The organism is Rheinheimera sp. ATLC3 (genome assembly GCF_059429535.1).
The window spans coordinates 1485629-1511544 of sequence record NZ_CM182103.1; the positions used below are offsets into that span (position 1 = coordinate 1485629).

The 25916-nt window shown below is 51.0% G+C and carries 24 protein-coding genes; 10 read left to right on the forward strand and 14 right to left on the reverse strand.

Annotated elements, in window-relative coordinates; genetic code table 11:
• The first annotated feature begins 54 nt into the window (after nucleotides 1-54).
• The 5 genes from AC5SV9_RS07025 to purH all read left to right on the forward strand — a co-directional run bounded on the left by AC5SV9_RS07025 (nucleotide 55) and on the right by purH (nucleotide 6551).
• The gene (locus AC5SV9_RS07025) at nucleotides 55-1836 is read left to right on the forward strand and encodes an ExeM/NucH family extracellular endonuclease (protein WP_475147482.1); all 1782 of its coding nucleotides are present in this window, start codon (nucleotides 55-57) and stop codon (nucleotides 1834-1836) included.
• A 129-nt stretch (nucleotides 1837-1965) separates the two neighbouring features.
• Nucleotides 1966-2862, forward strand: coding sequence for a phosphoribulokinase (locus tag AC5SV9_RS07030; RefSeq protein ID WP_134057700.1), 897 nt, complete (start codon nucleotides 1966-1968; stop codon nucleotides 2860-2862).
• A 447-nt stretch (nucleotides 2863-3309) separates the two neighbouring features.
• The gene (dusB, locus tag AC5SV9_RS07035; protein ID WP_134057702.1) at nucleotides 3310-4281 is read left to right on the forward strand and encodes a tRNA dihydrouridine synthase DusB; all 972 of its coding nucleotides are present in this window, start codon (nucleotides 3310-3312) and stop codon (nucleotides 4279-4281) included.
• A gap of 17 nt (nucleotides 4282-4298) precedes the next feature.
• Complete coding sequence (gene fis, locus AC5SV9_RS07040) at nucleotides 4299-4589, forward strand: DNA-binding transcriptional regulator Fis (protein WP_092789540.1); 291 nt, start codon at nucleotides 4299-4301, stop codon at nucleotides 4587-4589.
• Nucleotides 4590-4964: 375 nt separating this feature from the next.
• The gene (gene purH / locus AC5SV9_RS07045) at nucleotides 4965-6551 is read left to right on the forward strand and encodes a bifunctional phosphoribosylaminoimidazolecarboxamide formyltransferase/IMP cyclohydrolase (RefSeq protein ID WP_475147485.1); all 1587 of its coding nucleotides are present in this window, start codon (nucleotides 4965-4967) and stop codon (nucleotides 6549-6551) included.
• A 60-nt stretch (nucleotides 6552-6611) separates the two neighbouring features.
• On the opposite strand, the gene AC5SV9_RS07050 is transcribed toward purH, so the two are convergent.
• Together AC5SV9_RS07050 and AC5SV9_RS07055 are read right to left on the reverse strand one after the other, a co-directional pair.
• Complete coding sequence (locus AC5SV9_RS07050; RefSeq protein WP_475147487.1) at nucleotides 6612-7016, reverse strand: gamma-glutamylcyclotransferase family protein; 405 nt, start codon at nucleotides 7014-7016, stop codon at nucleotides 6612-6614.
• 61 nt (nucleotides 7017-7077) lie between these two features.
• Nucleotides 7078-7560: a SixA phosphatase family protein gene (locus AC5SV9_RS07055; protein WP_475147489.1), complete on the reverse strand. Its 483-nt coding sequence runs from the start codon at nucleotides 7558-7560 to the stop codon at nucleotides 7078-7080.
• A gap of 155 nt (nucleotides 7561-7715) precedes the next feature.
• Between AC5SV9_RS07055 and AC5SV9_RS07060 the strand changes: the two genes are divergently transcribed.
• A complete protein-coding gene (locus AC5SV9_RS07060; RefSeq protein WP_475147490.1) occupies nucleotides 7716-8519 on the forward strand; it encodes a sulfite exporter TauE/SafE family protein in 804 nt (267 codons plus the stop codon).
• Between the two features lie 25 nt (nucleotides 8520-8544).
• Nucleotides 8545-9339, forward strand: a complete 795-nt coding sequence (locus tag AC5SV9_RS07065; protein WP_475147493.1) for an acyl-CoA thioesterase — start codon at nucleotides 8545-8547, stop codon at nucleotides 9337-9339.
• Nucleotides 9340-9351: 12 nt separating this feature from the next.
• On the opposite strand, the gene AC5SV9_RS07070 is transcribed toward AC5SV9_RS07065, so the two are convergent.
• The 3 genes from AC5SV9_RS07070 to AC5SV9_RS07080 all read right to left on the reverse strand — a co-directional run bounded on the left by AC5SV9_RS07070 (nucleotide 9352) and on the right by AC5SV9_RS07080 (nucleotide 14122).
• Nucleotides 9352-10326 carry a GGDEF domain-containing protein gene (locus AC5SV9_RS07070; RefSeq protein WP_475147494.1) on the reverse strand — a complete coding sequence of 325 codons (975 nt, stop codon included), beginning with the start codon at nucleotides 10324-10326 and terminating at the stop codon, nucleotides 9352-9354.
• 152 nt (nucleotides 10327-10478) lie between these two features.
• Entirely contained in the window at nucleotides 10479-10850 is a 372-nt protein-coding gene (locus AC5SV9_RS07075; protein ID WP_475147497.1) for a DP-EP family protein, read from the reverse strand.
• A gap of 11 nt (nucleotides 10851-10861) precedes the next feature.
• Nucleotides 10862-14122: an nSTAND1 domain-containing NTPase gene (locus AC5SV9_RS07080; RefSeq protein ID WP_475147499.1), complete on the reverse strand. Its 3261-nt coding sequence runs from the start codon at nucleotides 14120-14122 to the stop codon at nucleotides 10862-10864.
• 298 nt (nucleotides 14123-14420) lie between these two features.
• On the opposite strand from AC5SV9_RS07080, the gene AC5SV9_RS07085 reads away from it, so the two are divergent.
• A complete protein-coding gene (locus tag AC5SV9_RS07085; protein ID WP_475147501.1) occupies nucleotides 14421-15068 on the forward strand; it encodes a DVUA0089 family protein in 648 nt (215 codons plus the stop codon).
• Nucleotides 15069-15207: 139 nt separating this feature from the next.
• Nucleotides 15208-15948 carry a ferredoxin--NADP reductase gene (locus tag AC5SV9_RS07090; protein WP_475147503.1) on the forward strand — a complete coding sequence of 247 codons (741 nt, stop codon included), beginning with the start codon at nucleotides 15208-15210 and terminating at the stop codon, nucleotides 15946-15948.
• A 4-nt stretch (nucleotides 15949-15952) separates the two neighbouring features.
• Here AC5SV9_RS07090 and AC5SV9_RS07095 read toward each other — a convergent pair whose 3' ends face one another.
• Nucleotides 15953-16771 (reverse strand): complement resistance protein TraT, encoded by an 819-nt coding sequence (locus tag AC5SV9_RS07095; protein WP_475147505.1) that lies wholly within the window; start codon nucleotides 16769-16771, stop codon nucleotides 15953-15955.
• Nucleotides 16772-17503 (reverse strand): complement resistance protein TraT, encoded by a 732-nt coding sequence (locus tag AC5SV9_RS07100; protein WP_475147507.1) that lies wholly within the window; start codon nucleotides 17501-17503, stop codon nucleotides 16772-16774.
• 264 nt (nucleotides 17504-17767) lie between these two features.
• Between AC5SV9_RS07100 and suhB the strand changes: the two genes are divergently transcribed.
• Complete coding sequence (gene suhB, locus AC5SV9_RS07105; protein ID WP_475147509.1) at nucleotides 17768-18571, forward strand: inositol-1-monophosphatase; 804 nt, start codon at nucleotides 17768-17770, stop codon at nucleotides 18569-18571.
• A 306-nt stretch (nucleotides 18572-18877) separates the two neighbouring features.
• Here the strand turns inward: suhB and AC5SV9_RS07110 are convergent, their stop codons facing one another.
• From AC5SV9_RS07110 to queA, 7 genes are all read right to left on the reverse strand, one after another.
• Nucleotides 18878-19744, reverse strand: a complete 867-nt coding sequence (locus AC5SV9_RS07110; RefSeq protein ID WP_475147512.1) for a TraB/GumN family protein — start codon at nucleotides 19742-19744, stop codon at nucleotides 18878-18880.
• A gap of 11 nt (nucleotides 19745-19755) precedes the next feature.
• Complete coding sequence (locus AC5SV9_RS07115; protein WP_475147514.1) at nucleotides 19756-20133, reverse strand: rhodanese-like domain-containing protein; 378 nt, start codon at nucleotides 20131-20133, stop codon at nucleotides 19756-19758.
• An 81-nt stretch (nucleotides 20134-20214) separates the two neighbouring features.
• Entirely contained in the window at nucleotides 20215-21162 is a 948-nt protein-coding gene (secF, locus tag AC5SV9_RS07120) for a protein translocase subunit SecF (protein ID WP_134057735.1), read from the reverse strand.
• A gap of 10 nt (nucleotides 21163-21172) precedes the next feature.
• Nucleotides 21173-23026: a protein translocase subunit SecD gene (gene secD, locus AC5SV9_RS07125; RefSeq protein WP_475147517.1), complete on the reverse strand. Its 1854-nt coding sequence runs from the start codon at nucleotides 23024-23026 to the stop codon at nucleotides 21173-21175.
• A 21-nt stretch (nucleotides 23027-23047) separates the two neighbouring features.
• The gene (yajC, locus tag AC5SV9_RS07130) at nucleotides 23048-23389 is read right to left on the reverse strand and encodes a preprotein translocase subunit YajC (protein ID WP_134057739.1); all 342 of its coding nucleotides are present in this window, start codon (nucleotides 23387-23389) and stop codon (nucleotides 23048-23050) included.
• Nucleotides 23390-23409: 20 nt separating this feature from the next.
• Nucleotides 23410-24552, reverse strand: a complete 1143-nt coding sequence (gene tgt, locus AC5SV9_RS07135) for a tRNA guanosine(34) transglycosylase Tgt (protein WP_475147519.1) — start codon at nucleotides 24550-24552, stop codon at nucleotides 23410-23412.
• A 265-nt stretch (nucleotides 24553-24817) separates the two neighbouring features.
• Complete coding sequence (queA, locus tag AC5SV9_RS07140; protein WP_475148325.1) at nucleotides 24818-25843, reverse strand: tRNA preQ1(34) S-adenosylmethionine ribosyltransferase-isomerase QueA; 1026 nt, start codon at nucleotides 25841-25843, stop codon at nucleotides 24818-24820.
• Between the last annotated feature and the right edge of the window lie 73 nt (nucleotides 25844-25916).

Here is a 25916-nt window from a genome sequence, read left to right on the forward strand (position 1 = left end):
AGTCTGTTAATCCTTTCAGCCTACACTGCTTTTTTAATTCGGAATTACGGCTTTATGGTTAATCTATTACGTCTTTCTGTGCCGCTGACGCTACTCAGTGCCGCATTCAGCGTTCAGTTTGCTTATGCACTGCCATGCAATGATAACTTTACCGCTATCGATACTATACAGGGCACAACAGATGCCAGCCCGTTGGCCGGACAACAGGTCAGTACCCGCGGCGTCGTCACGGCCCGGCTTTACCCGGGCACCAAAATGGCCGGCGTTATGCTGCGGGCAACTACGCCGGCAGTTGATGGTGCGTCTTCCAGCCTGTTTATTGCCGATGCCAAGGCAGCAGAGCAATATCAGCCCGGCCAGCAGCTGCAAATAAACGGCACCGTCACCGAACTGAAACACTTTACCAGCTTAACGGATATCAGCAGCATAACCCTGTGTGAGACGACAGCTGATGTCACCCCTCTGACTGTAAAACTGCCGCTGGCACAGCTTAGCGACTGGGAAAAACTCGAAGGTGAGCTGGTACGGTTTGAGCAAACGTTAACCGTAAACGATACCTATGATCTTGGCCGCTACGGCGAAATAACACTGGCAGACGCCCGGCTAATGGTAGCAACAGAAATTATGCGCCCCGGCGCAGAGGCCGCAGCCCTGACTGCACAACAACAGTTACATATGCTGGTGTTGGATGACGGTCTGCTTAAACAAAACCCTGATCCGGTGATGTTTGCCGGTAATACACTCAGTGCAGCCAACACTCTGCGGGTTGGTGATACGTTAAGCCAGGTTGAAGGCATAGTACTGCAGGATGACCGCGGCTACCGTATAGTGCCAAGCCGTCAGCCAGTGTATCAGGCACACAACCCAAGGCCGGACACGCCCGCAGCCAAGCCAGTAAATGCGCTGCGTATTGCCAGCTTTAACGTGCTGAACTTCTTTAATGGTGCAGGCCAAAACCCGGCGTTTCCAACTAAACGCGGCGCCAGCACTGCAGCCGAGTTTGAACGCCAGCGGGCAAAAACGGTCACCGCGTTGGCAGCACTGGATGCCGATGTTATTGGCTTACTTGAAGTGGAAAACAATGGTTATGGCCAGCACAGCGCGTTAGCCAGCCTGACTGCGGCACTGAATAAAGTCAGCGCTAAGCCATACCGTTTTATTATTACCAGTGAACAACCGGGTGATGATGCGATAAAAGTTGCCTTACTGTACCGCCCCGCCACTGTCAGTGTTGAAGGCAAAGCGGCCATGCTCAAAGCTAAACCATTCGACTGGGGCAGCCGGCCACCACTGGCACAGAGTTTCCGCCATCTGGCCAGCGATGAACTGGTGACTGTTAGCATTAACCACTTTAAATCCAAAGGCAGCTGCCCGAAAGACGCCGCTGCTGTTGATGCCGATCAGCAAGATGGCCAGGGCTGCTGGAATGCACTACGCACTGCTTCAGCCAAAGCGCTGAGCGACTGGCTTCGCAGCCAGCCTACCGGCGTTAAAACGGACAAACAGATTATCCTGGGTGATTTGAACGCTTACCGGTTGGAAGATCCATTGCAGATGCTGACCAGCAATGACTGGCAATATCTGAAAGCCGCTGAAGGTAACAGTTACTCCTATGTGTATCGTGGCCGGACCGGCTCGCTTGACCACGCTCTGGCAAGCAAGGCACTGGCAAAACAGCTACAGAGCATGCAACACTGGGCGATAAACGCCGATGAGCCAACACTGCTGGACTACAACACTGAGTATAAAAGTGAACAGCAACAGAAGTCGTTGTACGCGCCAACACCCTACCGCTCGTCTGATCACGACCCGTTAGTCGCCACCTTCCATTTCTGATTTTACGTTAGCCGGCATATAGTTAGCACTATATGCTGGCATTACAGCACCCCGCCTACCAATAAACAGTTGCACCCGCTTTGCCTGTTGCTTTAAGGTTAGGTTCAGTTAAAGCAGCGGATAGCAGCTATGTCACATAAAAACCCTATTATTGCCATTACCGGTTCTTCCGGCGCAGGCACGACGACGACGACGACAGCGTTTCAACATATATTCCGTACGTTGGATATTGATGCCGCCTTTGTCGAAGGCGACTGTTTTCACCGTTTCAGCCGCCCTGAAATGGAAGTCGCCATCCGTAAAGCGAAAGAGCAAGGCCGTCATATCAGCTATTTTGGTGCTGAAGCCAACGACTTCGGTGCACTGGAAAACTTCTTTGCCAGTTACGGCGAAACCGGCAGCGGCAAAATCCGTCATTATTTGCATACGTTCGATGAAGCTGTGCCTTATAACCAACTGCCAGGCACCTTTACCCCCTGGCAAGACCTGCGCGCCAATACCGACTTACTGTTTTACGAAGGCCTGCACGGCGGTGCGGTAACCGATGAGCACGATGTGGCCAAACACGTCGATCTACTTATCGGCATGGTACCAATCGTCAACTTAGAGTGGATCCAGAAGATTATTCGCGACACCTCCGAGCGCGGCCACTCGCGTGAAGCGGTGCAAGCCAGCATAGTACGCAGTATGGACGATTACATTAACCATATTACGCCACAGTTCTCGCGCACCCATATTAACTTTCAGCGCGTCCCAACCGTTGATACGTCAAACCCATTCAGTGCCAAAGACATCCCGTCGCTGGATGAAAGCTTTGTCGTGATCCGTTTTCGCGGTATTAAGCATGTCGATTTCCCTTACTATCTGCAAATGATTAACGGCTCTTTTATGTCGCGCGTTAATACACTGGTGGTGCCAGGCGGTAAAATGGGCCTGGCAATGGAGCTGATTTTAACGCCGCTGGTAGAAGAGCTGATGATTAAGCGGCGCCAGGCGCGCGGCCAGGTAGATTGGTTGGGAACATAAACAACAATATCAGATGGAACTGAAACGATTTGCTCTAAACCAACCGTTGGAGCCCCGGATGGCTGACAAATTCGCATGGAGCGAATTTGAACAGCATCGCTGGTCCCGCAGGGGCAAACTTCACGGATGAAGTTTATAAAACGAGCCTACAGGGATGTATTTACGGCGTGTTGGTGTGAGCAAACCGTTTCAGTGTTACAACATAATTTGATATTTCTGTTGTCTAAATGATTGGTGACAAATTAAACAACCCTACAATTTTCATTTCCGCCACACCGCATTACACCGTTGCGCTTGCTTTACAAAACACCAATTTTCAGCCGTTTAGCGAATGTCAAGACTGCAAACCCCAGTAAATTTACACTTTTGTTTAAATATTAGCCTTTGCTTTGTCGGCAAAAATCCGTAAACTTAGCGCCCCTTACGGGTAGAGCCTTGGATTCAGTGGTGCGCATAGGTCCATATCAGTTAGCGAACAAGGTAATTTGTGCTCCGATGGCCGGAGTAACTGATCACACTTTTCGTGAGCTTTGCCGGCGCTTTGGTGCTGCTTTAGCTGTATCTGAAATGCTGTCGAGCAATCCGCTGGTGTGGCAGAGCGAAAAGTCACAGAATCGTATGGGCCACCGGCAGGAATCCGGTATTCGCTCGGTGCAAATTGCGGGCTCAGATCCGCAGCAAATGGCTGACGCCGCCCAGTACAATGTTGATATCGGCGCCGACATTATCGATATCAATATGGGTTGCCCGGCGAAGAAGGTAAACAAGAAGCTGGCAGGTTCTGCATTACTGCAGTATCCCGAGCTGGTGGAACAAATTGTCCGCGCCGTAGTCGATGCAGTGCAAGTACCGGTTACGTTGAAAATACGTACCGGCTGGGATACTGACAACCGAAACGGCGTCCAGATTGCACGTATAGCCGAAGATAACGGCATACAGGCACTGGCTGTACATGGCAGAACCAAAGCCTGCATGTACAAAGGTGAAGCGGAATATGACACCATCCGCGCGATAAAGCAAAGTGTGTCGATCCCGGTGATTGCCAATGGCGATATTACCGGGCCGGAAAAAGCCCGTTATGTGCTGGATTACACCGGTGCTGATGCCATTATGATTGGCCGTGCAGCGCAGGGCAGACCATGGATTTTCCGCGAAGTGGTGCATTATCTGGCCACTGGCGACAAACTGGCGCCACCTGCAGTAGCAGAGGTGCGCCAGATCATGCTGGAACATGTGCAGGGCTTACACCAGCTTTATGGTGAGCAGGCAGGTTACCGCATTGCCCGCAAACATGTGGGCTGGTATTTAGCCGAGCACGATGCGCTCGGTGTGTTTCGTAGTGAATTCAATGGCATTGAGTGCGCTAAACAGCAGCTTGACGCCTTAAATGACTATTTTCATCAACTAGCAGCAACCTAACGTAAAAGAGAAAAGCAATGTTTAATTCGAACGTTACTTCGCCATTTATTACTAACGCCCACGTACAAACGCAGGAAAAGCCACAAGCTTTGAGCACCGCAGCTCAGAAAGCTGTTGCTAACTACCTGCAGCAATTAAACGGTCAGGACGTTAACGATTTATACGAACTGGTATTATCTGAATTAGAGCGTCCGTTACTGGAAGAAGTGATGAAATACACCCGCGGTAACCAAACCCGCGCGGCTAACCTGATGGGCATCAACCGCGGTACGCTGCGCAAGAAGCTGAAACAGTACGGCATGAGCTAATGCCAACGCGGGGTTCGCCCCGCTACTAAGCACCTTCGGGTGCTTTTTTATTTACTGCACCTGAGGAATTTAACGCATTAAGCCCGCATTTACACCGGCACTCAGGACAGAAACAGAATACTCAATGAATTTAGTGGCAGCTGCCACCTTGCTCACGCCAACACGCCGTAAACCCATCCCTGGGGGCTCGTTTTACAAACTTCATCCGTGAAGTTTGCCCCTGCGGGACCAGCGATGCTGTTCAAATTCGCTCCATGCGAATTTGTCAGCCATCCAAGGCTTCAACGGTTAGCTTAGAGCAAGCTGACATCTGCCCATGCGCTAAACTGGCGTTAAGTTTTAACCCGATTTCTGCAAGCTAAATGAGAGTCTACCATGACGACACTAAGACCCATCCGCCGCGCACTGCTAAGTGTGTCAGACAAAACCGGTATCGTAGAATTTGCCCGCGCCTTAGCTGCGCAGCAAGTGGATATTCTATCAACCGGCGGCACAGCCAAATTACTGGCCGAGCAAGGCATTAAGGTAACTGAAGTCTCTGACTATACCGGCCACCCGGAAATTATGGACGGCCGGGTTAAAACCCTGCACCCTAAAATTCACGGTGGTATTTTGGCCCGCCGTGGCGTTGATGAAGGCGTAATGGCCGACAACAATATCGGCCCCATCGATTTAGTGGTAGTCAACCTGTACCCGTTTGCCAGCACGGTTGCCAAACCGGGCTGTACGCTGGAAGATGCGGTGGAAAACATCGATATCGGCGGCCCGACCATGGTGCGCGCAGCAGCAAAAAACCATAAAGACGTGACCATTATCGTTAATGCCAAAGACTACGATATGGTACTGGCTGAAATGCAGGCCAACGGCGGCGCTACCACTCATGCTACCCGTTTTAGCTTAGCGATCAGCGCGTTTGAGCACACAGCTCAGTACGATGGCATGATTGCCAACTATTTTGGCGCTATGTTGCCAGCGTACGACACACCAACTGAACCAGCCAGCAAATTTCCACGCACTTTCAATGCTCAGTTTGTGAAAAAACAAGACTTACGTTATGGCGAAAACAGCCACCAGAGCGCTGCATTTTATGTGCAGGACGGCGCGACTGAAGCCTCTGTATCTACCGCTAAACAGCTGCAAGGTAAGGCGCTGTCGTACAACAATATCGCTGATACTGACGCGGCACTGGAGTGTGTTAAAGAATTTGCCGAGCCAGCCTGTGTTATTGTAAAGCACGCAAACCCGTGTGGCGTGGCGATTGGCGACAGCATTTTAGACGCTTACAACCGCGCTTATAAAACCGACCCAACCTCAGCTTTTGGCGGCATTATTGCTTTTAACCGCGAGCTGGACGAAACCACGGCCAAAGAAATTGTCAGCCGCCAGTTTGTTGAAGTGATTATTGCACCAAACGCAACCGACGCCGCTGTTGCTGTGGTTGGCACCAAGCCAAACGTACGCTTGCTGGTGTGTGGCGAGTTCAGCAACGCAACTACCGCGCTGGATATCAAACAGGTTAACGGCGGTATGCTGCTGCAGGACAGAGATCAGGCCAAAGTGGCCGCCAGTGACTTAAAAGTCGTTACTAAGCGCCAGCCAACCGAGCAGGAATTAAAAGACTTACTGTTCTGCTGGAAAGTAGCCAAGTTTGTTAAATCAAACGCCATTGTTTATGTAAAAGACAGCATGACCATCGGTGTTGGCGCCGGCCAGATGAGCCGCGTTTACAGCGCAAAAATTGCTGGCATTAAAGCCGCTGATGAAAACCTGGAAGTAAAAGGCTCGGTAATGGCATCTGATGCGTTCTTCCCGTTCCGCGACGGTATCGACGCTGCCGCAGCTGCAGGTATTACAGCGGTAATTCAGCCAGGTGGCTCAATGCGCGATGCTGAAGTTATTGCTGCCGCCGACGAGCACGGTATGGCCATGGTATTTACCGGCGTGCGTCATTTCAGACACTAACAGCAGGCGCCACTAAGCACTGCTTTAATTACTAAAAAGGCCGCATTGCGGCCTTTTTTATTACCAGAGCAAACCATCAAGATAATCGCCGCTGACTATCTGTTTCAAGCCACTAAGCTGAAGGTTATACAGATACACCCAAGCATTGACGCTGTTGCCATTTTCCAGTGTAACCTGCTGCAGTACACGGCGGTATTCGCACGGGACAGGAAAATCTGCACTGCACTCTTCGTAGCGATCCAGCTCAGCCAGCGTTTGCAAAGGTTTAAACAGTTGATACACCTCGCCCACTACCTGCTGCGCCGGATTATCTGAGGGCACTACGCCAGGGTAATGGCTTACACGGTAAAGTTTGCCCTGATAATGCGCGATACCCACATAACGGCTGTCAGCAGCCAGCACGGCATGCATAGGATGAGCACAGGCACGGCGTAGCGTGCCATAAACAAACAGAAAATCGGCCATTGAATAAGTCCCGGCTTCCACCTTAGCCTGCACTATAACGGTTAACGCCGCAGGTAGAAAACTACATAAATTTAGCCGGTATTGACCATTCCAGCTGAAAGCTCTGGCTATCGTGCTGATAACACAGGCAGGTTAGTGAGGCTTTTTTAATTTTAAAGGCACTGCCACCGCTATCGAGCAAGCGGCTGATCAGCGCCGATAAATCCGGCTCGTGGCCCACCAGCAGCGCATGGGCTGGCAAGTTAGGCAGCAATTGCCGAAGCAGCGTAGATGACGTCACAGCGCCCGTCTCCAGTGCCAGCCAGGGCAGCTCCTGTACCTGCGCTAAACCGGCTTCTTTGCGCACTATTGCGGCCGTTTGCACCGCCCTCGGGTAGGGGCTGCTAAATACAGCTTCAGGCGTAATCGCATAGCGCTGCATAAAAGCCGCGACCCTTCGTGCCTGCAGGCGGCCTTTTTCAATCAGGCAACGGTCTATATCCAGCTGATTGGGCCGGATCACTTCTGCCGTTGCATGACGTAAGAAATATAAGTATTTATCCATAGCGGGCGCAGTTATAGCATGGCATTAAGGCAGAATTATGACTGCCAGCAGCGTAACAACCAAACTTCTGCGCTTGCGGTTTTCCTGCCGCAATTTTTTGCCAGTTTTGTTAAATCAGGGTATGTTGCCTGCCAGTTTTTACAAGGAGGCCAAAGATGGCAATTGAGTGGATATTGGCCTTTCTGGCGCTGGGGTGTTTTGCCGGTGTAATGGCAGGTTTATTGGGTATTGGCGGCGGCGGCATCATGGTACCCCTGCTGACCAGTATTTTTCTGGCTCAGGGTATAGCACCCGAGGCAGTAGTGCATCTGGCGCTGGGTACGTCTATGGCCACCATTGTCATGACATCACTGTCGAGCATGCGGGCGCACCATGCCCGCGGTGGTGTAATTTGGCCCGTGGTTAAAGCCATGGCACCGGGTGTTATCGTCGGCACTTTTGCCGCAACCTTTGTTGCCGCCCGTATCAGCTCGCTGTATCTGGCTGGCTTTTTCGCGCTGTTTATGGGCTATGTCGCCTTTACTATGTTGCGGGCGAAAACGCCTACAGCTGGCGGTAAAACTGCTGGCAATGCTGAACTGGCAGCAGCCGGCGCCGGTATCGGTGCGGTATCGGCCCTGGTGTCTATCGGCGGCGGCTCGCTTACTGTGCCTTACCTGAGCTGGCGTAGTGTTGAAATTAAAAAGGCCATCGGCACCTCTGCCGCAGTAGGCTTACCGATTTCTATCTCCGGTACCGCCGGTTATCTGCTTAACAGCCAAAGCGGTGCTGAATTGCCGTTTACCGTGGGTCTGGTATATTTGCCTGCCGTGCTGCTGATGTCGGCGGCCAGTTTTATCTGCGCCCCGCTTGGTGCCAAACTGGCGCACAAACTGCCGGTGGCAACACTCAAGCGGTTATTTGGTATCTTATTGCTGTTACTCAGCCTTAAAATGCTGGCGTCGTTGCTGGCACATTAGTATTACGTTTTTCAGGAGCCCCGCTATGCAGTTTGATCAGGTGATGCAGCAGTTTGCTGCCGGCAAACCAGACATTTTAGATATTACAGTACCCGGGCAGTGGGGCCAGGGCCGCGCGGTGTTTGGTGGTTTGGCAGCTGCGCTGGCAATGGCGCATCTGCTACCCGTTATTCCACAGGGTATGCCACTGCGTTCAGTATCGGTGTCTTTTGTTGCGCCATTAAATGCCGGTGCAGCCGTGGTAAAGCGGCGTATATTGCGTCAGGGCAAGTCAGTCATACAGGCAACAGCAGAAATTGAGCAGGATGGTCAGGTGGCACTGGTGCTGCTGGCCAGTTTTGGCGCTGCACGTGACTCGGCCTATAGCCTGACAGCCGATGTTGCGCCACAATGGCCACAACAAGAGGTACTGAGTTTACCTAAACATGGCCCGGCACCGGAGTTTACCCGCCACTTTGATTACCGCATAGCGCAAGGCACCTTGCCTTTTGCCGGCAGTTCACAGCGCATACTTGGCGGTGATATCCGCATGGCGGGCAATGAAAGCCAGCAAGCTGGTATTCCGGAGTTACTGGCACTGGTCGACGCCTGGCCACCGGTTAGCCTGACATTACTAAACCAACCTGCACCGGCCAGTTCTTTAACCTGGACCATAGAGTTTGTCGCCCACGATTTGCCGTTTACCAATACCGACTGGTGGCGTTATCTGGCCGAAATTGAATACGGCAGCGACGGTTATCATCATATTGCCGCTAAGCTCTGGCAGCCCGATGGTAAACTGGCAGCGATAAGCCGCCAGACCGTTACCGTATTTGCCTGACAGCAGGCTTATTTAGCAACTGGCGTTAATACAGTCACGGCCATCTGATTTTGCCCGGTATAACGCGGTATCAGCCGCACACAACAGCGCCATACTGGTGCGGTACTGGCCGTTAATCTCAGTGGCAATACCCTGGCTTACCGACACACTCAGTGTGGTGGGTAAGCCAGCATCGGTAAACTGTAACTGGCGCACTGCATGCTGCACTTCACGTGCTACCTGTAACGCTCTAACTTCATTATGGTTAGGCAGGATAAGCGCAAACTCTTCACCACCATAACGCGCTGCCAGCTTGGCATCTACCGGCATGGCCTGCAAAATAGCCCCAGCCACTTTACGCAGGCAGGCATCGCCCTGAATATGGCCATAGCGGTCGTTAAACTGTTTAAAAAAGTCGATATCAATAATGACGACACTCAGCGGCCGCTTTGCCTCGGTGCATTGCTGCCAATGACGCTGCAACTGATCATCAAAAGCCCGCCGGTTTGCCAGCCCGGTCAGCGCATCAGTCGCCGCCAGTTCACGCAGTTGGTTGCATTCGGCTTTGTAATGCGTCAAATCACGCATCACCAGCACCAGACGCGGCTCTGGCTCAGGTAAAAACGATACCGACAGCTCAATATCTTTTATTTCACCATCAGCGCAGCGCAGCGCCATTTCAGTTGGCCCGGCCTGCAACGATAAAATGCGTTTTGAAACCAGTTTTACCAAACCATCGTATTGCTGTTGGCAGCGGCTGACTAAAAAATCGGTCCACTGGCGGCCAATCACCGGTTTGGCAACGCAGTTTAACAGCAGCGCAGCCTTGGCATTGGCACACTCAATCACACCATCGGTACTTACCACCAGTACGGCTTCCGCCAGGTACTGAATAAAACCGCCGACATCCAAATCTGCCGACATTGCAGTGTCGGTGTTATCGGGCCATGCACTGTCATCATTTAGCGCAGTGGGTAAAAGTTGGCGTTGGGTCAGCGGCTTATTCATTGGCGTATCTCGCTTGTTATTGGCTTTACTGCTGCTAACTTTAGCGACTTATATACGCGCAAACCTTCCGACAACCTTCTGATTTATCTTATTGAATTTAAAAGACTAAAAAGCCCCTTTCGGGGCTTATCAGAAAAAACAAAGCTTGAACATTACTCCGGATCGTTCTTAATTTGCGGATCAGGGCTCAATACCATTAAGGTGTTTGTAGTATTAGTTAAAACAAACTGAAATTTAGTCTCACCGGGCGTACGGTCCAGATCAAGCATTTGCACATACATGCCATCGGAGCTCACAGTAATTGCATCAATAATGCCGTCAAAAGGCGTGGTAAAACCGACACCGGCAAACTTTAAACCTTTACCGGTATTATCGACCAGCTGATAAGTGATAGTGCCGGCTTCAGTAACAGTCACATCACCTTCACAAGGCTGACCGGCGCTATTCTTGTAACTAAATACCGGCTCGCCGTTTTCCAAATTAACAATAACCTGCATTAGCGCAGATGCTTGAGTGTTAGGCATAACATATTTCCTTATGGTTGGGATAAGAAGTGATAATTTACTAAGCCATTCTGCTGTAGCGTAGCAATAATCTCAGGAGAGTTATTTAACTCGCCGAGGCAGTCCAGCGATTTTGCATATGCAATAACGTACCGAGGTTCTTTATTTTGTGTAACGATTATTGCTAAACGATCTTTCACCTGGCGACACAAGTCTGTCGCAACTTCAGGTTTGTCAGCAGCCTTAGCAGCTCTGGCTTTTAATATTTGGCTATCTGATAACGCAGCAATAAAATTACGGTTTAGCTTAAACTCCTCTGCGAGCTCAGCAAAACTGACATATGCCAAATCAGCGTACTTTTCACTCAGTGAGAATTGACCAATATCCTGTAGCTGGGCTGCGGCAGAGAGCCACAGTCTTGCCAAAATGTCTTTGCGATTGGTGTTTGACAGTACATTTTTCTGCGCATCCAGTGCATCGGTTAATAAGCGAAGCTCATGCTCTATCTCTGGCGCGCTCAAACTTGAATTTACATTAAATTTTTGGAAATACAGAAAATATCTATTCCTTTGCCAACGACTATTTTCAGGGTCTTGCTCTATTGCTTTTGATAGAGCCTGTTCACCTTGTGAAGATGCGGTTTGCGCTTCTGCGATTTTACCCTGATAAATCAGCAATTCCGCCAACTTTTGGTAACTGCTCGATAAAATATCGAGTAGATAAGGTTCAGGCGTACTTTGAGGGTTTAATAACTCCGCCTGTAATTTCTTATGGATATCGATGGCTAAAAGCACATTTCCTTCCGATAAACTCGCACTAGCCAACCATGAAAAAGTATCTGCAATGTCGGTATTCAATTGACTGGAATCTAACTTTTTAGCTTTAGCCAGCATTTTGAGTCGCAAAGACTCTTCAAAATTCTGCCGGGCAATATCGAATTGCTGTTGTTTCATCGCCAAAGAGCCAAGTGAGTTGGTAGCGTAGGACAGTTCCATAATGGCGTCGACATTATCCGGTGCCAGCTCGAACATGCGATCACTGTACTGATAATAGCGTTCAAGCTCTGGCTGGGCCGCCTGCCAGTTACTGGCGTCGTATTGTATCTGCCCCAGCCAAAAAGCATTCACGCCCAGTGTTTTTAACAGCTCCAAATTATCCGGCTGCTGTGCCAATACCGCCTCTAACTGCACCCGGGCTGCCTGCAGTGCAGCGGTTGCTTCATCGGTCTTGCCACGCGAGTAGGCCACTTCGCCCATGGCCTCTAACGTTTGGCCGTGTTGCAGGCGGGCTTCTGTGGTTAAACTGCCATCACTGGGTGTAAAGTCGGTAAAGTATTCCAATGCCTTATTGCTGATACCATCAAGTAAATCCATCCGGCCTATGCTGCGCAGCTTGTCGGCAAACTCGCCTACCATAAAACCGAGCAGGTTTTCGGCTGCCAGCCGCTTTTGCTGCGCCAGCAACTCGGCTTTATAGCTTTTTACGCTCATGGTTATTGCAGTAAAAGTCAGCACACACAGCAAGGCTACTGTGCCCCGCCTTATCCAGCGCTTAAGCCGCACCTTGTGCGCAGATGCCTGTAAAAACTCGCTTTCTTCGGCATCAAGCTGGAACAAACGGTTTTGCTTTAACTGCAAGGCTTCCTGCAGCGGTTTACCCTCAGCCAGCAGGTAAGCGCTGTTGTAGTGCTCGGTATGCCAGCGCCGGGTTAAATGCTGCAGGCGGCTTTTTACACTTAAGCTATCAAAATGCTCTGCTATCCAGGCGGTAGCCCGCGGCCAGCGCCGAAGCAATGCCTCATGCGCTATGCTAAAACACGGCTCGCCATTTTGCAGGTGCGATACAAACAGGCGCTGCTCTACCATGGTTTGCACCAGCGCCCGCTCGGCATCGGTTTGCAGTTGCGCCACCCGGCCACTGCGGCTGGTGATGCTTTTTTCATCTTCACGTAGGGTTACCAGCATCGACAGCACGCGCGGCAGGCTGGCTTTTTCATCTGCTGATAGCTTTGCTATCGCCTGCTCGGCATTTTTGCCAATGGCGCCTTCAATGCCGCCGAGGGTTTTATAGACTGATACCAGCAGTTTATTGTCTTTACTGCGGCGCAAATATAATTCCTGCAGCGTATATTGCAGCATGGGTAAGGCATCAGGGTTACTGGCCGCTTCGCTGCATAGCATTTCATCGAGCGGGGTGGCGCTGTCCGGGTCGGTGTCAAAACTTAAACCTGCCGCCAGTGCGGGTAAACGGATCATCTGCAGCAAATCGGCGCGCCCCGGAGCCGCCAGGTCAAAATGCGCACCTTTGGCTTTACCAGCAATTAAGCTTGGGTAATCGACCAGCAGCGGGTAAAACTCATTGCGGCACGCGCTTAACACCAGCACAGCACCGCTGGTAGCCAGTTGCTCCAGCAGTTGGGTAAATTGTTCGCGCTCATCGTTGCTAAACAGCGGGGATGACAGCAGCACCTCTAGCCGATCGACAAAGAGTGCATAACGGCTTTTTACCTGTGTAGCTTTCGGTAAGTTTGCCACGGCCCGCGCGATTACCTGCTGTGGCTGCAGCCGCAGTGCTTCAGCCAGACTTTGGGCGCTGTCGCCGGCAAACACCGGCTCATCGTTAAGTTCCCAGTCAAGCAAGGCGCTGGCTAAATCGGTCAGTAGCTGCCCCGGAGCAACATCGGCCAAATCCAGGCTTGAAAAAGATAACACCTGCACGCCATTGTAGCCGCCTGGCTGCATCAGGTTTGGCATAACACCGGCGTTAATCAGCGATGATTTACCACTGCCGCTTGGCCCGAGCAGTAAACAAAAGGCGCGGCCAAACTGAATTTGCTGTGCGATACGGCTAAGTAAAGTATCTATCTGAGAGCCGCGGCCAAAAAACACTCTGGCATAGCGTGCATCGTAGGCCTGCAACCCGGGGAAAGGCGAGCCCTGCTGCCAGCTATGCTGCTGTACACTGTGTTCCTGCCCCAGCGGAAAACGTACTTCGGCTAAGGTCCGGTAGCCACGCTTGCGGATGGTTTCTATGTATTTAGGTGCCGTAGCGCTATCACCCAGTGCTTTACGCAGCTGGGTAATGATCTTATGCAAAGGGTTGTCGCCGGTATCAGTACCAGGCCAACACTGACTGGCGATATCATCACTGCTTAGTACCTCACCAGCATGGCTGCACAACAGCAGCAGCACATCCATGGCTTTGGGTTCAAGCTGATACACCTGTTTACCGCAGCGCACTGTATTAGCAGCAGGCTCAACCTGCCAGTCGCCGAAAAAAAACGCGTTACTCATATTCAACTGACTAAATGGCTTTACCAAACAACATAACATGCGTAGCCGCTTTAGTTTAGTGCTGTTTTAGTGTTTCTTAATGCGGGAAAATAGTTTTAACAGGGACAATATACAATATTGCTTAAGACAATGACTTAAAAAACATTTCTTTCTGCCATTATTTGTCAGAAAATTTTACATCGCTACAAATAAAACAATATAACAACTTTATATTCAATAATTTAACTTATGGCATATTTTTCGCTTTGCTGCGCCGCTGTAACAATACAGCCAATAATAACAGGAGCAAGGAAAACGCATGTTAAGTTATAAAAACACAGTGTCTGCTTTATTAAAATATACCGTTTTACCCGCGGCCATGGTGTTAAGCACCACAGCAAATGCCGCTTTGATTCATTTCACTGGCGAACTGGCCAACCCTAACTCTGTAGTTATTACCGAGTTTGTTGTTGAAACCGATAGCAATATCAGAGGCTGGACCGACTCTTTCGGTGACTATGCTAATTTCGACCCTATTACCAGCTTATGGGACAGCGCAGGTAATCTGTTACTGAATAATGATGATAACCCAAATATCAACCCGGCCACCCAGACCCGTTTTGATTCAGGTTTTCAAACAGTGTTAAGTGCCGGCACTTACTATTTTACGATGAGCGTATTTAGTAATTTTCCAATCGCTGGCCAAAATCTGTTTTCCGGCAATCCATTCAACGGTTTAGCGGCTAATGGCAGTTGTGCCAATACGAATACCTGCAGCATTGCTGACTGGTACGCCGGCAATGGCAGAACTGCACCAAACGGCAGCCCGGTTGGCAGCATGTACAGCCTGTGGCTGGATGGTGTTGCCTCTGCCGAAGTGGTCAACCCGCCAAACCCGGTACCGGCACCTGCCAGCCTGCTACTGCTGGTTGCCGGGCTATTCGGTTTACTGCGCAAAAAACGCTAAGCTGTAAGGCAGATAAACAGCTGTAGCTGTTTATCTGCCTTTGCTACCCACCGCTGCACTTATTTCCCACCAAGGCTTTGCTTGAGTATCCGCTCAGCTTTGCTAGGCTAGAGCCAAAGCACGCTTAAGGACACAGATTATGGCGCAATGGCTTAGCGGCACCGTTACAGCTAATCATCACTGGCATGCCAATTTATTCAGTATAAAGCTGCAGGCACCGGCCTTTGATTTTACTGCCGGCCAGTTTGTGCGCTTGGGTATCGACACCAACGACGGGCGCGTGCAGCGCGCTTATTCACTGGTTAACAGCCCGGGCAACACTGAGCTGGAATTTTTAGTCAGCACGGTGAGTGATGGCAAGTTATCGCCACTGCTGCAACAGCTGAAGATGGGCGACTCACTGGATGTCAGCCAACCTGCATCGGGCTTTTTTGTGCTCGATGAAGTTCCTGCCGGTGATAACCTGTGGCTGATGGCAAGCGGCACCGGTATCGGCCCTTACCTGTCGATGCTTGGTACGACGCAGCTTTGGCAGCGTTTTAACCATGTCATACTGGTGCACAGCGTGCGCACCCTTGCCGATTTGGTCTACCGCGAGTTGATAGCGCAGTGCCAGCACCAGTACCCCGGGCAGCTGCACTATCAACCTATTGTCACCCGCGAAGCGCACAGTGGCGCCCTGAATAAACGTTTGCCTGAGCTGATACAAAGCGGGGAACTGCAAAGCGCGTGTCAGCAAAGTTTGACTAACCGCTCGCAGGTGATGTTATGCGGTAATCCGCAAATGATTACCGATACCAAAGCGGTATTGGAAGCACTGGGACTAACCAAAAACCTGCGCCGCAGCCCCGGTAACATTACGGTGGAACAATACTGGTAGGATATCAGAAGATACCGGCTAACGAGCGCAATAAACCCTGATGCAGCGGCTGCTCAGCATCCTGCCAGTCCAGATTGGCTTTGTTGGCAAAACTCACCACTTTAAGCTGATATTTACGCATATCAGTGTCACGTTGCCATAGCTGCTCAAAGGCACCACTGTCGCCCTGTAGTAACTGATGCTCGCTGTACTCCTGCACTTTTTGCTCGCTGTCCGGTGCGATGCGCTCGGCAATCTGAATATCGGTCAGCATGGTGTAATACTTATCCTGCACCAGCTGATTACCGATATACTCAGCACCGGCAAAAGCGGCCAATACCACCAGTGCACGGGCAACATCTTTGCCATCAATATTGGTACCGACTGAGGTATCGACAAACACGGCGGCGTTGCGGCTATAGCGCTCGCTGCGCTGCTCGGGTGTTTCCGGTGCCGGCGGTGGGGCCATACCGGGATTGAGCATCGCCTGAATTTCTTCATCACTCATGCCGTATTCAGATGCCAATACCTTGTCGGGCCGCTCTTTTAGCACCGTACGCACGTTGACCTGCAGCCAGTACTGGGCATTGATTGGCGAGTTCACCAGATGATAACCGCGCTGCAGCATAAACTGGCGCACATCGTCATTCAGCGGTAACTGGTATTCGGCAGTGGTATTGCGGATATCGACAAAAATAGTGCGTTGCTCCGGCTCAACCGGGTCTAAATACACCGTCTGGCTCATGCGGGTCTGCACATCCAGGTTGCGTTTTGACACCGACGTATGCAAAGCAGTACAGGCGGTTAATGCCCATACTGCCAGCAATAACAGCACGCTACGCATTTAGAATAAACCCGCCAGAGAGCGCACCAGGCCCTGGGTTAGTTGTGGCTCTGCCTCTGGCCACTTCAGGTTGGCCTGATTAGCAAAGCTGGCGACGCGGGTCTGATATTTGCGCATATCACTCTGGCGCTGATAGCTGGAGGTGGTGCTGCCGCTATCACCCTGGATTAACTGATGCTGCGAGCTTTCACTGACAGTGCCATCAAAGCGCTCCATGATCTGAATATCGGTGATCACGCTGTAGTACACATCTTCTACCATGGCATCGACCACGGTGCCGACTATAGCGCCGCCAACAAGGGCGCCGGCTGTCGCACCGCCTGAGCTACCACCCGTTGCGCGGTGAATGGCATAACCTGTTACGGCCCCAGCCGCTATACCCGGCCCGGCGGCAAGTGCACTGTTAGTATCGCGGGCATTACTGCGGCCCACCTGCAATACATTGGCTTGTAACCAGTAATGCGCGCGTTTAGGGCTATCAATAACCTGATACCCGCGCGCCTGCAGGCTCTGTACTACTTGTGGTTTCAGATCGAATTCAGGTTTATCTGAAGTGTTGCGGATATCGACATAAATAGTGCGCTGCTCCGGCTCTACCGGGTCGAGGAAAATCGAGCTGCTCATTTTAGTCTGTACATCTAAATTACGTTTGGCGACAGCGGTATGTAAAGCGCCACAGCCCGACAGGCTTAATGTGCTGATAAGTAACGCCGACATTAATACAGTTTTCATTTTTGCTCCTTTACCGTTGTATTCCATCATTAACGGGACAACGGTTAAATTCTGACCGGTTTAGCTGAATTTTATCTGAACAACTCCCTAGAGTTTACCCGAAAATGCCCGTTTCCAGCGTGACGTTTTGTAAGCAAAGATAAACAGTCAGCAAAATGCTTAACGAAACAGGTTTTGCCTTTACTTTTGCCGCGCAGCCGTTACAATGTGCGCCGCTCTTTTGACCGAAATTTACACAGCTCTTTTCAAAATAAGGTAATTGCTATGCATCCGATGTTAAACATCGCGGTTCGCGCTGCCCGTAGCGCGGGTAACGTGATCGCCCGTGCCTGTGGCCAGCTCGATATGGTTCAGAAACAACAAAAAGGCACTAACGACTTTGTCACCAACGTAGACAAAGAAGCTGAACAGGCGATTGTTCAGGTACTGAAAAAATCGTTCCCGACTCACGGTATTGTCGGCGAAGAGCATGGCGATTACGGCAACAACGACAGCGAGTTTCAATGGATTATTGATCCGCTGGACGGCACCACCAACTTTATTAAAGGCATTCCGCACTTCGCGGTGTCTATCGCGTTGAAACATCAGGGTAAACTTGATCAGGCAGTGGTTTTTGACCCGCTGCGTGGTGAGCTATTCACTGCTTCACGTGGTCGCGGCGCGCAGTTAAATGGCACCCGTATCCGCGTAAACAACTTGCCTGATATGGGCGGCACTATCCTGGCAACCGGTTTTCCGTTTAAAAACAAAACCCATATCCCGGCGCACAGCGCCATGCTGACAGGTTTACTGGCTGAAGCGGCTGATATTCGCCGTACCGGTTCTGCTGCGTTAGATTTAGCCTATGTTGCTGCAGGACGTTTTGACGGTTTCTTCGAAATTGGCTTAAAGCCGTGGGATATCGCTGCAGGCGAACTGATTGTGCGTGAAGCAGGCGGCCTGGTATGCGACTTTGTTGGCGGCAACAACCACCTGCGCAGTGGTAACGTTGTGGCAGCGGCACCAAAAGTATTAGCCAGTATGTTAAAAGGCATTCGCCCACACCTGACAGAATCACTGTCCCGTTAAGTGGTGCAGTGAAACAGCATAGTCTGCAACGCCCGCTGTGCTCGCCACAGCAACTCGGATTTGCGCTGCAAATCCTCAGACACTCTGTGGCTGTGCATCGGGGTTCCAGACTACTTCAGCAAAACCTGTTTATTCTAAGCTAACCGTTGGAGCCCTGGATGGGCGAACAAATGTGTCAGGAACATATTTGAACATCGAAGATGGCCCGCAGGGTAAATTGCAGGAAGCAATTTATAAAACGAGCCCCCAGGGATGGGTTCACGGCGTGTTAGCGTGAGTAAACAGATTCTAGCCACCGAACTATAGCTATAACTTAGTCACCTGATAGCCCTGCTGTTGCAGTAACTCAAGCACATTGCTGTCACCGGCCAGATGCAACGCCCCGACCAGTACCAGCTCCACCTCTTTCGTTGCCAGCATCTGCTTAAGCTGCGGTATCCAGTTCTGATTACGTTGCACCAACAACGCCTGATAAAACTGTTTGCCCTCTGCAGTGTCTGTAAAAGCCATTGCCAGCTCAGACAGCTCATCAGTATTACCGCTACGCCAGGCACTGATGATCTGTGTCAATTGCTGTTCCAACCCAGATAACTGCGCCAGGTTCTGCTGCACAAATACATCTTCATTCGCCGCCGACACATTCAGTAAAATACTTAACTGCTGGTCAACAGTTTCCAGAAAATGCAGAGGCTTACTCTCGGCTACGGCCTTGTTCAGGAAGTACATATCTACCCCCTCGCCTGCCATACCGGCTTTTTGCAAAGCAACCTGCATCAGCGTTAACAACACAAAGTCGGGCTTAAAGCCGTTAAGTGCTTTAAGATCGACGCCCTGCGCCGTGGCAAACTGCTGTAACTGTTTAAACGTTGTAGCCGACAATACCTGGTTCAGTTTTCTGCCATCGTTGTACATTGCATGCTGCATCAGCAACTGCATACCCTGCGGCGTTTCCAGTTGTCTGACATCTGTCTCGAACACCAGCGCGTCGGCCTGCTGATAGGCTTTGGTAAACTCGTCCGGTAACGGGAACTGCTCCGGTGGTAGCAAATGCACGGTACCGGCAATGTATAATTGCTGCGCGCCTTTACTAATACGCCAGACTGAACTGTCAGCCGCCGCCGAAGCAGACAAAAATACAGCCAGTGCACAGCCCAGTTGTAGCAAAATTCGCATAAGATACTCCGTTATTTTGCTGCCGGCACTTCCAGTGGCAGGTTACGCTCACACCATTCCCGGTAACCACCAGCCAGGCTGTATACATTCTGGTAGCCCATTTGCTGCAGCGTTTTCGCTGACAGCGCCGAACGATATCCACCGCCACAGTACAGTACGATTTTCTGCTTTTTATCGGCTACTGTCTGTTCAATATCACGCTCAATAATACCTTTGCCTAAATGCATCGCCTCGGGCAGATGGCCTTTATCCCATTCGTGATCTTCGCGGATATCCAGCAGTACATAAGGTTGGTTATGCTCAAGCAGTTCGTCAATGCTGATTTCATTAATCTCGCTTTTGGCCTGTTCTACCAAGGCCACAAAGCCGGGGGCATGTTGTTTGCTCATCTGTCACCACCTGTTGTTCATTCTCTGCGCATAAAAAATGCCAGTCACGGACTGGCATTTTTAGCATCTTTACGGCTTGTGTTACAGCAGCGCGTCAGTATTTTCGCCTTCTTTCTCTACCGGAGGCGGCGGCAGCATATCTTCACGGCTGATGCCGAGAATTTCTGCAATGGCGCTGGCCACATAAATAGAAGAGTAAGTACCTATAGCAATACCGAACAGCAGCGCGGTAGCGAAACCATGGATCAGCGCGCCGCCCATATAAAACAGTACCACTAATACCAGTACTGTCGTTAACGAGGTAATAACAGTACGGTTTAATGTTGAGGTAATGGCATCGTTAATGGTGTCATCGACACTGGTGTCACGCAGTTTACGGAAACTCTCGCGGATACGGTCAAATACCACTATCGTATCGTTAATCGAGTAACCTATCAGTGCCAGTATTGCCGCCAGCACGGTTAAGTCAAACTCTAACCCCAGCACCGAGAACAGCCCCATGGTCAGCGTTACGTCGTGAAACAACGCCAGCACAGCACCCACAGACAAACGCCATTCAAACCGCATCGTCACGTACAGCAAAATACCGATCAGCGCCACCAGCATTGCCAGGCCACCATCTTCTTTTAGCTCTTCACCAACGCTTGGGCCGACAAACTCGATACGGCGCATGGTAACCGCTTCGCTTTGCGCAGCGTTCAGTGCTTTGATAACACTATCACCCAGCGTGGACTGATCGACGTCTGTACGCAATGGCACGCGGATCAACACATCGCGGCTGGTACCAAACAGCTGTACTACCGCATCGCCGTAGCCAGCAGCCGTCAGCGTTTGCCGCACCGCAGGTAAATCGGCAGGTTGGGCAAAGCCAACTTCTATAACAGTACCACCGGTGAAATCCAGGCCCCAGTTAATACCCTTGGTAAAGAAGGACACAAAAGAGCCCAGAATAAGCAGCGTCGACAATACTATTGCCGGCCACTTAAGGCGCATAAAATTCAGCGATTGCTTAAAATTGAATACTTGCATGCCGTACTCCTTATATCGGCAGTGACTGCACGCGGCGGCCACCCCAGAATAAATTGACTAACAAGCGAGTACCCACCACCGCAGTGAAAATAGAGGTCAGAATACCTATTGCCAGTGTAACCGCGAAGCCTTTAACCGGGCCTGTACCGATACCGAACAGGATCAACGCCACCAGTAAGGTAGTGATGTTTGAGTCGGCAATGGTGGCAAACGCACGGTCGTAACCATGGTGAATCGCCTGCTGTACAGAACGGCCTTCGGCCAGCTCTTCACGTATACGCTCGAAGATCAAAACGTTCGCATCAACCGCCATACCAACGGTTAATACAATACCTGCCATACCCGGTAAGGTTAGTGTTGCACCCGGGATCATCGACATCACACCAACAATCAGTACCAGGTTAGCCACCAGCGCCAGATTGGCTACCAGACCAAAGGCTTTATAGTAGATCACCATAAAGATCAGTACTGCCACCATACCCCACTGAATCGCAGTAACACCCAGTTCAATGTTCTCTTTACCCAGGCTTGGGCCTATGGTGCGCTCTTCAATAATCTGAATGGGCGCAATCAAAGCACCGGCACGCAGTAAAGTTGCCAGATTTTGCGCTTCGCCCGGTGAGCTGATACCGGTAATACGGAAATCACGGCCTAAACGCGCCTGTATCGTGGCGTCGTTAATCACTTCCTGTTGTTTAACCAGTACAGGGTTACCGTCTGCACCAATTTCGGTACCAGGTTTATACTCGATAAACACTGACGCCATGCGCCGGCCGATGCTGTCGCGCGTTGCCGCTGACAACATATTGCCGCCTTTGGCATCCAGTTTAATGCTAACCTGAGGCCGGCTGTATTCGTCATACGCTGAGCTGGCGCCGGTAATATGCTCACCGGTTAACATGATGCGTTTTTCCAGCAACAACGGACGGCCATCACGGGTGTAATATAACTCTGCATTAGGCGGCACACGGCCTTCCAGCGCAGCAGCCAGATCGCCTTCTTCATCAACCAGGCGGAATTCCAGTGATGCCGTAGCACCCAGGATTTCTTTGGCCTGAGCGGTATCCTGTACACCGGGCAGTTGCACCACGATACGATCTGCACCCTGACGTTGCACCAGCGGCTCGGCAACACCTATTTCATTTACCCGGTTACGGATAATGGTGATGTTTTGCTCTAATGCATATTCGCGGATTTCTTTTAAACGGATTTCGCTGATGCTAACCAGTACCGTCAGCTCGTCGGCACCCGGCGTAAACACCAGTTCGCGGTCACGTTTTTTCAGCGCAGCTTCTGCGGCAGCAACATCTTCCACACTGCGCAGGCTCAGCTGTACCTGGCCATTAGCTAAATCAGCCTGTACGGTACGGTAACGGATTTTCTCTTCACGCAAATCGGTGCGGAATGTCTGCACCATATCGTTCAGATTTTTATCCAGCGCCGCTTTCATGTCGACAGCCATCAGAAAATGCACACCGCCACGTAAGTCGAGGCCCAGTTTCATCGGCGAAGCACCAATGCTGGTTAGCCAATCGGGTGTAGCCGGTGCCAGATTAAGCGCGGTAATGTAGTTAGTACCCAGTAACTGGCTGGCCACTTCACGTGCCTGCAGCTGATCTTCGGTGCTGTTAAAACGCGCCAGCACCTGGCCGTTATCCAGCTCTACCGCTTTAGTGGTAATACCGGCTTCGGTAAAGCCCTGCTCGATCTGGGCACGAATGTCTTCCGATACCGTACCACCGCGGGTGGCGCTGATATTCAGCGCGGGATCTTCCGGGTATAAATTTGGCAGCGCATACACCAGTGCCAGCAACAACATGCCGACAACCACCAGGTAGCGCCAAACGGGGTTTTGATTTAACACCTGTTTATCCTTCAGTGTGGCTTACAGTGACTTCAGCGTGCCTTTTGGCAGAACCGCGCTGATAGCAGCTTTTTGCACTGTCACTTCAGTGCTGTCGTTCAGGGCAATGACAACATAGTCTTTGTCATCCGCTATTTTGCTGATGCGGCCAACCAGGCCACCCTGCGTTAACACTTCATCGCCTTTTGCCAGTGCAGACATCAGGTTACGGTGATCTTTAACACGCTTAGCCTGCGGGCGGTAAATCAGGAAGTAAAAGATCAGACCAAACGCCACCAGCATGATGATAAGGTCCCAACCGCCACCCTGTGGCTGGCCGGCCGGTGCAGCTTGTGCATACGCATTGCTGATAAATAAACTCATAAGTGTCCCCTTAATTGTGATTAATTGTGTTCTTTATTAGTATCAACCGCGTCCAGTGCCGGTACCGGCAGGCCACGTTTGGCATAAAACTGTGCGACAAACTCATCCAAAGTACCAGCGGCTATCGCGCTGCGCAATCCTTGCATCAGTTTCTGATAATGATGCAGATTGTGCACGGTATTTAATCTGGCACCCTGGATCTCGTTGCAGCGATCCAGATGATGTAGATATGCGCGGGAATAATTTTTACAAGTGTAACAGTCGCATTCTGCGTCCAGTGGGCCAATATCGTCTTTGTATTTAGCGTTGCGGATTTTTACCACACCAGTGCTGACAAACAAATGACCATTGCGGGCGTTACGGGTTGGCATTACACAGTCAAACATATCTATGCCACGGCGCACGGCTTCAACAATATCTTCCGGCTTCCCCACCCCCATCAGATAACGCGGCTTATTGGCCGGCATTTTATCGGTGGTATGGTTAAGAATGCGGATCATATCTGCTTTAGGTTCGCCTACCGACAAACCGCCAATGGCATAGCCATCAAAGCCAATGTCTTCCAGACCGTTTAAGGATACATCACGCAGATTCGGGTACATACCACCCTGAATAATGCCAAACAGTGCCGCCGGGTTATCACCATGCGCATCTTTACTGCGTTTGGCCCAGCGTAGCGACATTTCCATCGACTTTTTCGCCTGCTGCTCAGTTGCCGGGTACGGCGTGCATTCGTCGAAGATCATGACGATGTCTGAACCCAAATCACGCTGCACTTCCATCGAGCGCTCTGGCGTTAACATTATGCGCTCGCCATTAAGCGGTGAGCGGAATTTGACGCCCTCTTCAGTAATTTTACGCAGCTCGCCGAGGCTAAATACCTGGAAGCCACCAGAGTCGGTCAGAATAGGCTTATGCCAGTGCATAAAATCGTGCAAGTCGCCGTGTTTTTTAACAATCTCAGTGCCCGGGCGCAGCATTAAGTGAAAGGTATTACCCAAACAGATCTGCGCACCGGTTGCTTCCAACTCTTCCGGCGTCATGCCTTTAACGGTGCCATAAGTGCCTACCGGCATAAAAGCAGGCGTTTCGACTACGCCACGCTCAAAGATCAGCCGGCCACGGCGGGCCTTGCCATCTGTGGTATCTAATTCAAATTTCATTGTTATCCTCTTACGCCAGAGAAACAGTCCGGCTTTTTGCGCCGCGATTATAGCAGCTAAATCCCGATAAACTAAGCGATAGCACAGCCTTCAGGATGATACTGTTAAGTATAAGGCTATGGCAGGGTGTTCTTATGCAGCAGCGGCACGGATGCCGCGGAGGCTGAGACAGCACAGGGACGTGCTGTCGAAGGCGGCGGAATAAGAATTTCCCTGCCGTAGGCCCCACACCTCGATATCCCCCTCTTTAAATGCGAAGCTGTTGTTAGCGGATAAACATCGCATCGCCATAAGAGTAAAAACGATATTGCTCAGCAATAGCCGTTTCGTAGGCGTTCATTACATGTTCGCGGCTGCTGAACGCCGATACCAGCATAATCAGTGTTGATTCCGGTAAATGGAAGTTTGTGATCAACGCATCTATCACCTTAAAGTCGTAACCGGGGTAGATAAAAATTTGCGTATCGCCGTTGTAGGCAATCAACTTACCACCGCCTTGCTGTGCGGCCGACTCCAGCGAACGCACTGAGGTAGTTCCTACAGCGACAACCCGTCCGCCGCGGGCTTTGCAGGCTGATATTGCATTCACCACCTGCTCTGACACCTCGATATACTCGGCATGCATTTTGTGCTCCAGCACATTATCCACCCGCACCGGCTGAAAGGTGCCAGCACCGACATGCAGCGTGACATAAGCAAACTCAACGCCTTTCGCTTTAAGCTTTTCCAGCAGCGGCTGGTCAAAATGCAGCCCGGCAGTTGGCGCCGCCACTGCACCCGGTTTTTCGTTGTATACCGTTTGATAACGCGCTTTATCTTCTTCGGTATCCGGCCGGTCAATATAAGGCGGCAGCGGCATGTGCCCCAGCCGTTCTAACATTTCCAGCACGGGCTCATCACCCATCACTTCCAGCTCAAACAGCTCATCATGGCGCTGGTTCATCATGACCCGGGCTGAGCCTTCGAGCAGTAATTCGGTACCCGGTTTAGGCGCTTTACTGGCCCGCACATGTGCTAAAAAGCGTTTGTTATCCAACATACGTTCAACCAGTACTTCGACTTTACCGCCAGAGGCTTTCTGGCCGAATAACCGCGCTGGTATCACTTTGGTGTTGTTAAAGACCAGCAGATCACCACTTTGCAGAAAGTCTGCTAAGTCTTTGAAAATATGGTGGCTTAATTCGCCGCTGTTTTTATCCATCGCCAGCAGGCGGCTGGATGAGCGTTCAGTTTTGGGAAAACGGGCAATAAGCTGCTCAGGCAGCTCAAACGAAAAGTCTTTGACTTGCATACTTTTTGCAGACATAGAGGGTTCCTTGGCTTTACCGACCAGAGGGCGCGGCTGTAAAAAAACAGCCGGCATT